21 protein-coding genes are annotated in these 11,428 nt (G+C 66.8%); 5 read left to right on the top strand and 16 right to left on the bottom strand.

Features of this window, described 5'->3' with window-relative positions:
• From LZK98_RS08300 to LZK98_RS08225, 16 genes are all read right to left on the bottom strand, one after another.
• On the bottom strand, nt 1-309 hold the full coding sequence (locus LZK98_RS08300) for a hypothetical protein (RefSeq protein WP_233785974.1): 309 nt from the start codon (nt 307-309) through the stop codon (nt 1-3).
• Nucleotides 306-737: a DUF2730 domain-containing protein gene (locus LZK98_RS08295; RefSeq protein ID WP_233785972.1), complete on the bottom strand. Its 432-nt coding sequence runs from the start codon at nt 735-737 to the stop codon at nt 306-308. Before LZK98_RS08295 ends, LZK98_RS08300 begins: the two co-directional genes overlap by 4 nt.
• A gap of 78 nt (nt 738-815) precedes the next feature.
• On the bottom strand, nt 816-1,379 hold the full coding sequence (locus tag LZK98_RS08290) for a hypothetical protein (RefSeq protein ID WP_233785970.1): 564 nt from the start codon (nt 1,377-1,379) through the stop codon (nt 816-818).
• Nucleotides 1,376-2,056: a regulatory protein GemA gene (locus LZK98_RS08285; RefSeq protein ID WP_233785968.1), complete on the bottom strand. Its 681-nt coding sequence runs from the start codon at nt 2,054-2,056 to the stop codon at nt 1,376-1,378. The genes LZK98_RS08290 and LZK98_RS08285 overlap by 4 nt, the downstream gene beginning before the upstream one ends.
• Complete coding sequence (locus LZK98_RS08280) at nt 2,049-2,225, bottom strand: hypothetical protein (RefSeq protein ID WP_233785966.1); 177 nt, start codon at nt 2,223-2,225, stop codon at nt 2,049-2,051. Before LZK98_RS08280 ends, LZK98_RS08285 begins: the two co-directional genes overlap by 8 nt.
• Entirely contained in the window at nt 2,222-2,641 is a 420-nt protein-coding gene (locus tag LZK98_RS08275) for a helix-turn-helix domain-containing protein (protein ID WP_233785964.1), read from the bottom strand. The genes LZK98_RS08280 and LZK98_RS08275 overlap by 4 nt, the downstream gene beginning before the upstream one ends.
• Nucleotides 2,641-2,946 carry a hypothetical protein gene (locus LZK98_RS08270; protein ID WP_233785962.1) on the bottom strand — a complete coding sequence of 102 codons (306 nt, stop codon included), beginning with the start codon at nt 2,944-2,946 and terminating at the stop codon, nt 2,641-2,643. Before LZK98_RS08270 ends, LZK98_RS08275 begins: the two co-directional genes overlap by 1 nt.
• Nucleotides 2,946-3,491, bottom strand: coding sequence for a hypothetical protein (locus LZK98_RS08265; RefSeq protein ID WP_233785961.1), 546 nt, complete (start codon nt 3,489-3,491; stop codon nt 2,946-2,948). The genes LZK98_RS08270 and LZK98_RS08265 overlap by 1 nt, the downstream gene beginning before the upstream one ends.
• Complete coding sequence (locus LZK98_RS08260) at nt 3,491-3,781, bottom strand: hypothetical protein (RefSeq protein ID WP_233785959.1); 291 nt, start codon at nt 3,779-3,781, stop codon at nt 3,491-3,493. Before LZK98_RS08260 ends, LZK98_RS08265 begins: the two co-directional genes overlap by 1 nt.
• Before the next feature lie 12 nt (nt 3,782-3,793).
• On the bottom strand, nt 3,794-4,081 hold the full coding sequence (locus LZK98_RS08255) for a hypothetical protein (protein ID WP_233785957.1): 288 nt from the start codon (nt 4,079-4,081) through the stop codon (nt 3,794-3,796).
• Nucleotides 4,082-4,083: 2 nt separating this feature from the next.
• On the bottom strand, nt 4,084-4,476 hold the full coding sequence (locus LZK98_RS08250) for a winged helix-turn-helix domain-containing protein (RefSeq protein ID WP_233785955.1): 393 nt from the start codon (nt 4,474-4,476) through the stop codon (nt 4,084-4,086).
• A gap of 2 nt (nt 4,477-4,478) precedes the next feature.
• Nucleotides 4,479-5,048 carry a hypothetical protein gene (locus LZK98_RS08245; RefSeq protein ID WP_233785953.1) on the bottom strand — a complete coding sequence of 190 codons (570 nt, stop codon included), beginning with the start codon at nt 5,046-5,048 and terminating at the stop codon, nt 4,479-4,481.
• A gap of 41 nt (nt 5,049-5,089) precedes the next feature.
• Entirely contained in the window at nt 5,090-5,842 is a 753-nt protein-coding gene (locus LZK98_RS08240) for an AAA family ATPase (RefSeq protein ID WP_233785951.1), read from the bottom strand.
• On the bottom strand, nt 5,839-7,656 hold the full coding sequence (locus LZK98_RS08235) for a DDE-type integrase/transposase/recombinase (protein ID WP_233785949.1): 1,818 nt from the start codon (nt 7,654-7,656) through the stop codon (nt 5,839-5,841). Before LZK98_RS08235 ends, LZK98_RS08240 begins: the two co-directional genes overlap by 4 nt.
• Nucleotides 7,653-7,958, bottom strand: a complete 306-nt coding sequence (locus tag LZK98_RS08230) for a hypothetical protein (protein WP_233785947.1) — start codon at nt 7,956-7,958, stop codon at nt 7,653-7,655. Before LZK98_RS08230 ends, LZK98_RS08235 begins: the two co-directional genes overlap by 4 nt.
• Nucleotides 7,955-8,266: a helix-turn-helix domain-containing protein gene (locus tag LZK98_RS08225; protein ID WP_233785945.1), complete on the bottom strand. Its 312-nt coding sequence runs from the start codon at nt 8,264-8,266 to the stop codon at nt 7,955-7,957. The genes LZK98_RS08230 and LZK98_RS08225 overlap by 4 nt, the downstream gene beginning before the upstream one ends.
• A 75-nt stretch (nt 8,267-8,341) precedes the next feature.
• Here LZK98_RS08225 and LZK98_RS08220 point away from each other — a divergent pair, with 75 nt between their 5' ends.
• From LZK98_RS08220 to LZK98_RS08200, 5 genes are all read left to right on the top strand, one after another.
• A complete protein-coding gene (locus LZK98_RS08220; protein ID WP_233785943.1) occupies nt 8,342-8,974 on the top strand; it encodes a LexA family transcriptional regulator in 633 nt (210 codons plus the stop codon).
• A gap of 35 nt (nt 8,975-9,009) precedes the next feature.
• The gene (locus tag LZK98_RS08215; protein WP_233785941.1) at nt 9,010-9,513 is read left to right on the top strand and encodes a hypothetical protein; all 504 of its coding nucleotides are present in this window, start codon (nt 9,010-9,012) and stop codon (nt 9,511-9,513) included.
• 191 nt (nt 9,514-9,704) lie between these two features.
• Nucleotides 9,705-9,923 carry a hypothetical protein gene (locus LZK98_RS08210; protein ID WP_233785939.1) on the top strand — a complete coding sequence of 73 codons (219 nt, stop codon included), beginning with the start codon at nt 9,705-9,707 and terminating at the stop codon, nt 9,921-9,923.
• A 23-nt stretch (nt 9,924-9,946) separates the two neighbouring features.
• Nucleotides 9,947-10,192: a hypothetical protein gene (locus LZK98_RS08205; protein WP_233785938.1), complete on the top strand. Its 246-nt coding sequence runs from the start codon at nt 9,947-9,949 to the stop codon at nt 10,190-10,192.
• Between the two features lie 261 nt (nt 10,193-10,453).
• A complete protein-coding gene (locus LZK98_RS08200; protein ID WP_233785936.1) occupies nt 10,454-11,410 on the top strand; it encodes a hypothetical protein in 957 nt (318 codons plus the stop codon).
• Nucleotides 11,411-11,428 lie beyond the last annotated feature (18 nt).

The following is an 11,428-nucleotide window of genomic DNA, read 5'->3' as shown; positions in this document are numbered from 1 at the left end:
TCAGCTCGCGGTGCCGACCGGCTTGCCGGTCTTGTGGCGGCCGATACCGTCCAGCGTCAGACGGCCGGCAGCGGCATCGACGCCGTCGGGCAGCATCCGGGCGACGAGATACGGGGACAGATCCTCGATCTCGATCAGGCCGTGCTCGGCAAGCCAGCGCATCTGCTCGGCGACATCGCGGCGGGCGACGCGGTGACCGAGCTGCAGGAGCTGGAGCTGCAGCGTGTCGTCCGACTGCTCGCCGCCGATCGCGTCGAGCAGATCGAGGATGGCGCGACGGACGATCGGGAGGATGACGGGCGGGATCACTTCCGCGCTCCGTTCAGCCCCTGCTCGATCAGGGTGTGCAGATATTCGTTCTGCGTTTCGAGGAGGCGGCCGAACCCGTCGATTTTGGCTTCGAGCCGGGCATAGCCAGCCTGGAGGTCCGCGATATGTGCCGCCATCTCCGCGCGGGTCGGCGCCTGGCGACGGTCGTCCTCTTCAAGCGCCAGCCGCTTGTCGAGATCGGCCATTTTCTTTGAGCCGGTATCCAGGCGCTCCTCGTGCTCGTCGATCTTGTCCGATAGCCGCTGCTCCATGCCCTTGAGCTTCGCGTCCAGCGCGGCCTGGAGATCGGTGATGTTCGCCTTGGTGGGGAACATCGACTGGAGCCACAGCACGAGAGCGGCGCATACGATCGGCGCGACCCCCGACAGGAAGGGCCAGATCGCCTGGATGTAGTCGAACACGGACACGCGAACCCCCGCGGATTGAAGCCAAGGGCTTCATGCGGGATCGGTACGCGACGATCGGCCTTCCGCTGACGGACGCCGTTACTTCGCTGGTAGAAGGAGCGCGAAAAGGTCGCGCTGCTGCGGCTCGAGCCGGTCGACCGACGCGGCGAGATCGGTGTTCTGACCTTCGTCGGTCCCGTTGACAAGATGCGAGATGTAGGTGCGGCTGGTACCGATGATCCGCGCGGCATCGGCAGCGGTCAGTTTCTCGGCGCGGACGGCCGCGATCACGACGGCGCGTCGGGCGGTGTCGACGGCGGTGCGCGCGACCGGAATTGAAATGCGGTTGCCGCCGTAGACCGACGCGATCGTCGCGACGGTTTCCTGATCGAGGATGTTGCGGAAGGGCGAACGCTCGGCGCTGTAGGGCACGCGGAGCTGCTCGCCGCCGAAGGTCGCGACAATCGTCAGCGTGGCGTAGGCGCCGATATGGTCGGCCATCTCGCGCATCTGGCTGGTCCAGCCCCGGCCGGGCTGAACGTCGCGGGGGATCGGCAGCTCCCACAGCTTCGGCAACCTGGCGCGCGGATGGCTGCGTAGGCGCGCCAGTGCCGCCGCGCCGGATGGCCTGGCCTTCGCAGGCAGGTGCTTCGCCTGGGTCATGACCTGCCAAGCTCCTTGCGCAGGCGTTTGCCGATCAGCTTGATCGCCGCATCCCATTCGTGGCGCGACCAGTTGCGATCGTCGGCCGGCAGCTCGATCAACGCCGAGCAGTAGCGGCCGAGCCCGGCACCGACGCCTACGACGCCCTGGTCGATCAGGCGCCGCCAGATCGCATGTGCGACGGCGATGCGGTCGGCCAGCTCGGCGCCGATACCGGTGCCGTGGTGCTGCCAATCGACACCCTCGCGCTCCAGCCAGCTCTTGAGCGCCTCCACCACGGACGAAGCGTTGCGGTGGTCGAGGAATCGCAGCGCCGAGATGCCGGATTGGCGGCGGACGAAGCTGTCGATTGCGGCGTCATTGGGCTCGACGACGGCGCCGAGCCAGTAGAGCGACCACCATAGCGCGCGGATCTTGCCGACGTGGGCGCGATGACCGGATGGCCCCTTCCAATCCTTGTTGAGCCGGTCGAGCACCTTGCCCAGCTCGGCGATCGTCATATCCGACATCGACGCCTTGCCGACGATGCCCTGCTGGATGTCGCGGCGGGCGTCATCGTCCAGGCCGAGGCGATTGCACGCGGCGCGCACCGCAATCATCAGCTTCTTGCGGCTCTCGGACTTGCCGTCGCTGGTTGCCACCGTGCGCCGGGCTAGCTGGGCGAACGACCTAGTCATGGCGACGCTCCAGCACGCGCGGGGCGAGCGGCAGCGCCGATCCGCAACGCCCGCATTCCGCGGAGCTGCGCCCGATGATCCAGTTGGCGGTGCCGCAGGCGGGGCAGCAGATGCCCGTCTGATAAAGCGGCCGAAAGCCACTCATGGTCAGGGTGGGGACGGCCATCATGACGATAACCTTTCGAGTAAGCCTTCGAGCAGCTCGTCGGTGGCGCGGCGGAAATTGGCGTCCGTTCCCCGCAGCTCCTTTGCGCGTTCGAGGGCGTGGATGATGGTCGTATGGTCGCGCTCGCCGAGGCGACGGCCGACCTCGGTCAGGCTGAGCTTGGTCGCCTCCTGGGACACCCAGGAGATGGCGTACCTGGCGCGTAGCGCGGCAAAGCGCCGGCCATCCGCCATGATCTCGGCCGCGCTGACGCCGAAGAGATTCGACGCGTCAGCGACGAGGCCGCGCCATACTCCCGGCGGCAGGCTCTCGACCGGCGCCAGAGGCGTTCCGAGAAGGCGCGCCATGGCCTTCTCCAGCCTGCTGAGGCGGGCCTCGATGTCCGCGTCGAACACGATCGCGTTGGTGGCGCCCGGCATCAGTCGTTCTCCTGACCTGCGGGTGCCGGCAGCGCGAGGCGGGGAGCTGAGAGGCGCCGCTGCGGTTCGGGCAGCGAATCGAACTCATCGATAACGACATGGCCGCGCTTGCCATTCATGGACGGGGCCTGGCGGCGCGACTTACCCTGCGCTTCCTGCAGCTCGCTCAGGATCCGGCCGAGGGTGTAGTGGTCCGACACCTCCAACTCGATCTTGACGGTCGTTGTCCGACCGCGGTTGGCGGTAGAGAAGCCCTTGATCCGGGCTTTGTCGGTGCTCCAGTGGAGAAAGACGCCGTTCTCCATCACGCGCCCACCTGACCGCGCTTCCACGCGTCGAAGTCCTGCCAGTTCACGAAGCCGTCGTGAGTGTGAAAACCCCAATCGCGGATCTTCGGCATGGTCGCAAAGAGCGTGACAGTGCCGGGCTCGACCTGGGTGATGGCGTGAATGTCACCGGCATCGCGAAGAACGATGTCACCGGGCCGGCGCCGCCGCGAATAGGCTAGAGTCAGCCCGTCGATGTCGTAGACGTCTTCGACATAGGAGCCAGCGAGCACGAGACTGGCGTTCGGCCAGGGATGATCGTGTGGCTCCTCAGTATCCGAACGGAGGAAGCGGTGGAGATAGAGGTTCTCCAGTTCGCTCGGGATCTCGAACACCGGGGCATCGTGGTGCCCGAACAGCGGGATCATCGCCTTCCGGGCGAGAAACCACCGGTCGAAGAAGACGCTACCGTCCCGCTCGATTGCTTGGTCGCGATAGCGGTTGTTCATGATCTGCATCGCGAACGCGCCGGCCAGGTCGAGCGCCGGGCGGCTTATCGCGTGCTGGATTTCGATGGTCGCCATTATGCGTCCTCCCCATCGGTGTCCGCCTGGACGGGCGGACGGCAGCGAATTGCGAGAAGCCAATCGATCGCCTCGTCGGGGAACGCCTCGGTCTCGCAGATCTCGGTGGCGCCGGTCCCCCAACGACCAGTCGGGCAGGCTGCGACACTCGCGATCATCGCGTCGAAGCCATCAGGGTCAGTGCGGACGACGATCGACGCGGTCCAGCCGTTCGCGAAGTTGAAGCGTACCCTCGGTTGGCGGGTGACCGGATCTAGGTCGGTCTCGAAATTCGGGCGGTGCTCGGGCATTGCAACGTCCTTTCAGTTGGGCTGATGCGAAGGATCGATCGCGTCGGCGATCACCTGAGCGCGTGTGCGCTTCGCGAGGCCGGCGATATTCGCCGTGCCTGCCTCGACCGCGTCGCAGAGGTCGGCGAGCGCCATCCTGGCGACGACCGCGGCGCGGCGATCGTCGCGCAGCTCGCGCAGCGCGCCGTCGAGGCGGCGGCGGATGCGCTCCTGCTCGACGCGGCCATAGCGGCGCTTGCCGGCGATATCGGCGGAGAGATCACCGATCAGGTTCTGCAGATCTTCAAGGGCGGTAGTCACAGTCAGTCCTCCTCGCCGCTCGCGCGGTCGTTGCGGTCGGTGTTGTTGGGGCAGTCAGGACAGGTGCGGGCACACGCGTGGTGCATGTGGTTTTGGGGCGGCGCCTTGCGGCGGCGGAGCTTCAAGCAGCTCGAAAGCGGGATCTCGCCCCACAACGGGCAGGCGACGACCTCGGCGCCAAGGCGGGCGCGGACCAGCGTCTCGGCCTCGTCGTAGCTGCCGGCATAATCGCGCCGGATGATCCGGCTGACGTAGCCGCCGGACTTGCCGAGCCGGTCGGCGACCTCCCGCTGATTGGTGCGGTCGCACGCCTCGGCGAGGATCTTCACCCACTCGGGCAGATCGGCGCCCCACGCGGCGTGCGCCTTGTCGAGGTTGGTTTGGTTAGCAAACATGGTTAACCCACCACCCCGCCCGCACGGGGCGCCGAAGAGGTGTTCGGGCGGCCGGCTAGCGGTACGCGCGCGCCGGTGTTCGGATCGACCAGGGTGCGCGTCCAACGACCGCCGCTGAGCGAGCGCGTGATGCTCGGCGGTCGCGGACCCGAACGATGAAGAAGGGTGTAGCGGGGGCTTTCCCCCGCCTGGCATGGATGCCGGCGAACGTAGCCGGCCTGGTCGAGCGCTGAGAGAAACTCCAGCACCTGGCCACGCTTCACGCCGCAGACCAGCATGAGCTGCGGCACGTCGAAAGTCTTGAGCACGCGGATGGCGCTCCAGATCTTCTCACGCGACGAACGCGGCCTGATCGCGATACGCCCGTCGTGATGCACGGTCGGCGGGGTCAGGCTCCGCTCCGTTTGTGCGGCCATAAGGTAGCGCTGCGGCCTCCCGTCGATCTTGAGGATGATGCCGGCACCGGCCCACGCCCGGAGCGGCTTGTGGATGGCGCACAGGTCGGCGCCGGTGAGGGCTGCGAAGTCCGGGGCGGACAAGGGCGCGTCGGCGCCGAGCAGCGCGTTCCACACGCGCCCCGCGACCGACGTCGGAGCCCGGCGAGCGGCGGGCATCACGCGGCCCGCCGCGGCAGAAGGTCACCGGTGCGGAAGCGGCGGTCACCCCAAAGGTCGCGCCCGATCGTCGCGCTGCCAGTGCCGAGCGCCACCTTCTGCGCCTCTTGCAGATTGACCACGATACGCCGCGTGACGCCCTTGCAGGCGGTCGCGATGTCCTCGACCAGCTCGTCCTCGACGTGAACCCGCGTGCAGTAGTGGTCGCGCAAGAGGAGGGCGTCCGCGATCGTCGCTGGCTGGGCTGGCGTGGCGACCAGGATGCGATTGTCGAACCGCTCCCATTCCTTGAGCTTGCTGGGTAGGCTCTCCTCGCCGATCATCAGCACCGGCACGCGGGCGCCGTCGTGGATGTCGCGGATGATCTCGACCGACTGCTTTTTGACCAGATGGTCCATCTCGTCGATCACGAGCGGTACCGGGTCGTGGATAAGCTGCTCGATGATTTGTTCGAGCAGTCGCGGCCCGGTGCGAGCGAGGCGAACGATCCCCAGCTCGACGGCAATCGCTTCGAGCAGTGTCCGCTGCGTCCAGATCGACTTCGCTTCGATGTAGCCGGCGCGGAAGTGGGCGGCGATGTGCGCAGCCGCCACCGACTTGCCATAGCCGGACGGGCCGTGGAACACCGCGAGCCGCGGCGAGCCCTCGGGCGCGTCGACGCAGTCCAGCATGGTGGACATCGCCAACCGCATGTTGGTGAGCTGTGCCGGGCCGCTCCGGGCCGTGTCGGCGAGATGGGTAATATTGGTCATAGACGGCTCTCCTTGAGCTGGGGGAGGTGCTGGGCGCGCGGGCCGCGCGCGGTGAATTCGCCGCGCAGGATCTTGTCGGCGCGGTATTCGGAGGAGCTGGCGAACAGCCGGGCAGCGGCGAGGGCTTCCGGGTCGACCGGGCGACCGGCTGCCAGGTCGGCCAGGACGCGGTCAGTCTCGGCGATCCGCTGTTCGATGCTCGCGACGGCGCCACGTTTCGGCTGGGTGAGGAGGCGCTCGGCCTTCTGCACCGCATCGGCACTCGGCAGGCGCGAGGTGTCGGACACCGGTGTGTCGAGGAGCGGTGTCGACCGCGGCTCCGCGCGCGTCGGCAGATAAGCGAGCTTGCCCGCCTGCTCGGCGTCGTGCCGAAGGATTTCGCCACGCGCGTCCTCGATGCTGAACTTGCGCTGCTTCGCGCGGATGGCGGCGCGCTGCTCGGTCATCCACGTTGCCTGGTGGCGCTTGGCCGAGGCCGCGAAAGCCTCCTCAGACAGGCCGGACCGAGCGGCATTGACGGCAGTCGCGATGTAACGACCATCCTCGTCGAACACGAAGATGGCGCCGAGATCGTCCTCGTCGCGGCGGAGCGTAACAGGCCGGCCGACCCACGCCGCCAGCTCGCTCGCCCAATAGCGTTCCCGCTTCCACTGGACACCGCGCTTGCCGACGATTGCAGTGCCGATCAGCGCCGACAGTGCCAGCTTGAGCCGACCTTCGTCAGGAGCGGCGGCCGGCGTGTGGCCGGGCGTGAAAAAGCGGGCGACCGGTGCGACGCCGATGGTACCGTGAACCCGCTGATGGTATTCGCCGTCGACCCAGGCATCGAGCACGGCCTGCAGCTCGATTTCGCTCATCTCCGGAACGACGACGGCGCGGCCGGTGATCGACTTCGCGCGGGCGCGAAGCCGTTGAGCCTCCGCGACCGAGTGCCCGATATAGCCGGCGAGCAGCTCGGCACGATCGCGGGTGAAGGTGCCGAAAAGGCGCTCGATATGCGGCTTTTTCTCTGGCGAGCCCGGCGGGCAGGGCTGATGCTCGATGCCGAGCAGCGGCAGCGCCGACGAGATCGACTGATTGATAAAGCCGGAGCCGTGGTCGGTCTTGAGCACCTCGGGCATCACGGCCCACGCCTGGATGGTGGTGACCAGCATCCGGCGCACCGATTGCGCGCTTTCGCTCGGCACGACGAGGAAACGGGCGCGGCGCGAATAGACATCGATAATGCCGAGGATCGACCGGCGCCCCTCGCGTACCAGCACGTCCGCCTTCGTGGTGTCGATTTCCCAAACCTGATGGGCGCGGGTGACGCTCGCGTCGGCGCGGCCGATCGCCACGCGGTATTTGCTGCGATACTCGTCGGGATCGCGGAAGCTGGCGAGCACCGCCGGCTTCTCGGCTTCCAACCGTGCGATATAGCGCGACAGCGATCGGCGCGACGGCAGGCGCGCGGAGGCGAAGCGGCACTTCAATGCTTTGAGGATCACCGCGGCCGAGAGCGGCCGTTCGGCGATCAGCGCCTCAACAGCGTCTGCTACGTCCGGATTGGCGCTCCAATAGTCGGATCCCTTGGGCCGTCCGCGGCGTGCAACCGGCGTGGCGTTCGCCCACCTGTCGTTATAGTCGCGGCGGGCCGTCTCGGGCAGATCGGCGACGGCATAGGCGCGACCACCACCGCGACCGGAGCGCTCGATCCAGCGCCAGCCCTCGCGCTCCGCGCGAATACGGACGCCTTGCGGCGTGGCGGGCAACCCCTCCAGCTCCAGCATCGCGATCTCGTGCGCGCTGAGATGTGTCCCCCCCAGCAGGCTCATTTCGATGGCCCCTGGAGCCGCTCCAGGCGGCGCTGATCAGTGAAGGTCGTGAACTGCTGCTCGATGCCCATCGCTTCGCCGAGACCGGCGAAGAACCGGCCGCGGTCGGTGATGATGGTCTGCGGGGTACGCGGCGCGGTGCGCGCAATCACATTGCGCAGCGCCGTCGTCGCGTCCGCCAGAGACCATCCGCTGATCGGCTCCAGCTCCACCATGCCGCTGACAGGCTCAGTGACCGCGAGCATCACGGTCCCGTCGCGCAGGACCAGGTCAAGCACCCAAGCGTGGGTAGGGGCCGTCATACCGCTGCCTCGGCGTGGGACAGCGATTCGGCATTGCCGAAGCGGCGAGCGGCCCGGTAGTTATCCGCAGGCTGCGGCTGCTTACGCCGGCCGTCGGCATGATACCGGGAGGGCCAGATCACCATGGGATGCAAATCGAGCGCCGCCGCGATGACGCGCTCGGCTTCCGCTCGCGGAAGGCTGAGCGCGAGCCGCAGCGCGTTACCAGCCATCCCCGCATCGCGAGCGAGGTCGGCCAGCGTAATCCCCTTCTTCCGGATCGCTGCTTTGATGTCCTCTGGATGCCAGTCAGACAATTTGATGTTCACCCGTCATCGTTGTGATGTGAAAACATCATGTAGAGACACCAAAGACGTGTCAACATCATTTTTGGGGCTGTCGTGATGTGGGAGTGGACGCAGGCCGCTGCTGCGCGTCTCCGGATGCTCGCAAGGGAATGGGGCAAGCAGCCCGATCTCGCTGAGAAATCGGGCATTCCGATCGCGACCCTGCAGCGGATCCTGGCGGGCAAATCGGATCCCGGTCAGGCCCGGTTAAAGGCGATCGTCGACGTGATCGGAACGACCGAGGATCACATTCTCAAGGGCACCGACCCCCTCGCGGAGTCGATCGTCAACGTTCCGGTGAATGATATTCAGGTCAGCGCCGGCCCCGGCCGATTCGCCCTCGATGAAGATCAGGCGGTTGGAAGGTGGCCGTTTCCGCGCGAGTGGCTGGATCAGTTCGGCGACCCGTCGCTGCTGCGGCTGGTCGAGGTCAAGGGCGACAGCCAGGAGCCCGATCTTCGCGACGGCGATCTCACGCTGATCAACCTCGGTAAGTCGACGCTAACTGACGGTATGCATGTCGTGCGGCTGGATGACGCGCTGATGATCAAGCGGATCCAGATCGAGGGCGGGCAAGTCCGGTTGAAGAGCGCCAATCCGAGCTACGGCGATATCGTCATCGATCTCGCCGCCGACCAGGAGAGGTTTAGGGTGGTGGCCAGGGCAGAAATGGCGGTGAAGCGGCTATGATCACGATTATCGCGGGCTTGTTGCTCCAGGCGGCAGTGGCGCAGGACCAGCCGATCGCGAACACGGCGGTCAAGGATCCGATGACCGATCAGGAGACGGTCGCGGCAGTGAGCCGCAACGCCACCGGATCACTCCTCTACGTCGGATGCGATGTGAAGTCGCAGAGCATGTTCGTGCGGTTCCAGCCGGGACCGCGGTCGCGGGTCTACATCCACCGCGGCGATGTCGTGCAGCACCGGTTCGACGACGATCCGCCCTTGAACGGGATGTGGGAGACCGACGACGTGTCGGCCGACATCAACGATGCCGAGCAGGTCGCGGCTTTCGCATCTCGTATGCTCTCGGCCGGGCGGTTCCTCGTCCGCGTCCACCAAGGCAATGGCCGTCAGGTGGATGCCTCGTTCCAGATATTCGGGGAAACGCCCTCGGTTCGTGATGCCATTGCGAAGGCGGTGAACGCCTGCAGCGCGAGCAAGGAGGCTGCGCTGCTCGCGAAGGTTGTCCCAACAACCGCGGCGTCGCTGGCGATTCCGCAGTAGCCGAATCCTGCCCGTAGAGCGCAATTCCCGCTCTCGGACCTATCCAGCCCCGCATCCGGTGCGGGAATGCGTTCTACGGGCCTGTGCGGGGCGCACACGCCACATTGATCCAAGGGCAAGCGAAAAAGGACTCGCGACTCACTGGCGGGCTCGCATATGTTCCCGATCCGTTCTCATCAACGGAGGTGAACATGGCATCAGCGTTCGGCGCCTGGCTCACGGGTCAGGCTACACGTGACGATTGGGTCGGCGAGCTGGCGGCGAAGGCGGCGCGCGATCCCGGCTTCCCCGTGGACGGCGACCCGCATAGGGTGCGCGTGCATCTGTCGGGCTTCCTCGCGAGTTTCGAGGTAGACGGCGACGTATTCGAGGCGTTGGAAGACGCGGAACGGGAGTGGTTGGCATCGTGAGCCCGGTGGAAGAACGAGCCCGATTGGAAGCGCTGATCGAGAACAGCGACGCCAGCATGGCCGCATTGTCCAAGATGCTCGACCGTAACCCGGCCTATATCCAGCAGTATCTGCGCCGGGGATCGCCCAAGCGCCTGCCCGAAGACGAGCGCGGCAAGCTTGCTCGCTTCTTCGGCGTCGACGAGCGCGATCTTGGTGCCCGTGAGCCCTGGCGCCCGAAAACCCGCGAAGCGGAGCAGGAAGCGAGAACCTCGATCTCTCGGGCCTAGTGCGTCACCAGCCGCGGAGACCGGCGATCAGCAGAAAGCTGATGAGCGCTGTGACCACGACCCACCATATCAGCGTCCTCATGGGGTGACGGGGATCGGGCCGGTCGTCTTCCCATTCCCGCAGACCGACCATTTCCCGCACCCCCTTTTCTTTTGCCCCACCAGAAAGCATAGCGGTCGCGGTCGCGATCTAGCAATCGTAACCGGGCGTCCGTTGTCGGAAGGCAAAGAGCCGGAGCGCCGCGCCCTAGAGCGGCGGGCATGGATAGCCCGACGCCCATCAAGATCCTGAAACCCGGCACGTTTACCGACATTCACGGGAAGACTGTGACGTTCGGCGCGGCCGAGCTTGCCGAAATCGTCGAGAGCTATGACGCCGCGAGCGATCCGGCGCCGCTGGTGATCGGCCATCCCAAGACGGACGATCCCGCGTGGGGCTGGGCCGGCGCGCTGGAGCTGCAGGGCGATACCATCGTCGCCATGGGCACCGACGTCGAGCCCGCCTTCGCCGAGACGGTGCGCGCCAAGCGCTACCGCAAGATCTCGCCGAGCTTCTATCCGCCCAAGCACCCCGCGAACCCCAAGCCGGGCAAGTGGTATCTCAAGCACATCGGCTTCCTCGGCGCCGCCGCGCCCGCGATCAAGGGGCTGGGCACCGTATCCTTTTCCGACGCCGACGACGGCGGCGCGATCACCCTGGACTTTGCAGAGGAGAACACGATGCCCGACGAGCAGGCGCTCGCCGAACGTGAAGCCGCGCTCGCGGCCCGCGAACAGGAAATCCGCGACAAGGAGGCGGCCTTCGCCCAGCGCGAAACGCAGGCGCGGCATGACGAGCATGTCGCCTTCGCCGAGGCGCTGATCGCCGATGTGAAGCTGGCGCCGGCCGCCAAGGATAAGGTTGTCGGCCTCCTCGACCAGCTCGCCGTGCTCGACGTCGTCGCATTCGGCGAAGGCGACAGTGCCGTCGAGCTGGCGCCGGTCGACGCGTTCAAGAGCCTGTTCGACGGTGCGCAGCCGATCGTCGCGCTCGGCGAAGCCGCCAAATCGGAAGGTGATGACACCGCTGCGGCCGTGAGCTTCGCCGCCCCCGCCGGCTACAGCTTCGACACCGGCGCCGCGCAGCTCGCGGTGCGTGCGCAGCAGATCCAGGCCGCCGAGCCGAGCCTCTCCTACTGGCAGGCGTTCAAGCGCGCCCAGGCCGAGCAGGCGAGCTGATCCCGCCCCCTTCAATCG

The organism is Sphingomonas cannabina, from assembly GCF_021391395.1.
Lineage (GTDB): Bacteria > Pseudomonadota > Alphaproteobacteria > Sphingomonadales > Sphingomonadaceae > Sphingomonas > Sphingomonas cannabina.
The sequence above is the reverse complement of the archived record's forward strand: the minus strand, read 5'-3'. Positions and strand labels throughout refer to the sequence as shown.

Bases quoted from the DNA above. Each gene is read 5' to 3' on its own strand.
- LZK98_RS08265 (WP_233785961.1), bottom strand. From the start codon at position 3,491: ATGGCGACCATCGAAATCCAGCACGCGATAAGCCGCCCGGCGCTCGAC.
- LZK98_RS08235 (WP_233785949.1), bottom strand. From the start codon at position 7,656: ATGAGCCTGCTGGGGGGGACACATCTCAGCGCGCACGAGATCGCGATG.
- LZK98_RS08220 (WP_233785943.1), top strand. From the start codon at position 8,342: ATGTGGGAGTGGACGCAGGCCGCTGCTGCGCGTCTCCGGATGCTCGCA.
- LZK98_RS08290 (WP_233785970.1), bottom strand. From the start codon at position 1,379: ATGACCCAGGCGAAGCACCTGCCTGCGAAGGCCAGGCCATCCGGCGCG.
- LZK98_RS08210 (WP_233785939.1), top strand. From the start codon at position 9,705: ATGGCATCAGCGTTCGGCGCCTGGCTCACGGGTCAGGCTACACGTGAC.
- LZK98_RS08275 (WP_233785964.1), bottom strand. From the start codon at position 2,641: ATGCCGGGCGCCACCAACGCGATCGTGTTCGACGCGGACATCGAGGCC.
- LZK98_RS08200 (WP_233785936.1), top strand. From the start codon at position 10,454: ATGGATAGCCCGACGCCCATCAAGATCCTGAAACCCGGCACGTTTACC.
- LZK98_RS08250 (WP_233785955.1), bottom strand. From the start codon at position 4,476: ATGTTTGCTAACCAAACCAACCTCGACAAGGCGCACGCCGCGTGGGGC.
- LZK98_RS08260 (WP_233785959.1), bottom strand. From the start codon at position 3,781: ATGCCCGAGCACCGCCCGAATTTCGAGACCGACCTAGATCCGGTCACC.
- LZK98_RS08230 (WP_233785947.1), bottom strand. From the start codon at position 7,958: ATGACGGCCCCTACCCACGCTTGGGTGCTTGACCTGGTCCTGCGCGAC.
- LZK98_RS08240 (WP_233785951.1), bottom strand. From the start codon at position 5,842: ATGACCAATATTACCCATCTCGCCGACACGGCCCGGAGCGGCCCGGCA.
- LZK98_RS08270 (WP_233785962.1), bottom strand. From the start codon at position 2,946: ATGGAGAACGGCGTCTTTCTCCACTGGAGCACCGACAAAGCCCGGATC.
- LZK98_RS08280 (WP_233785966.1), bottom strand. From the start codon at position 2,225: ATGATGGCCGTCCCCACCCTGACCATGAGTGGCTTTCGGCCGCTTTAT.
- LZK98_RS08285 (WP_233785968.1), bottom strand. From the start codon at position 2,056: ATGACTAGGTCGTTCGCCCAGCTAGCCCGGCGCACGGTGGCAACCAGC.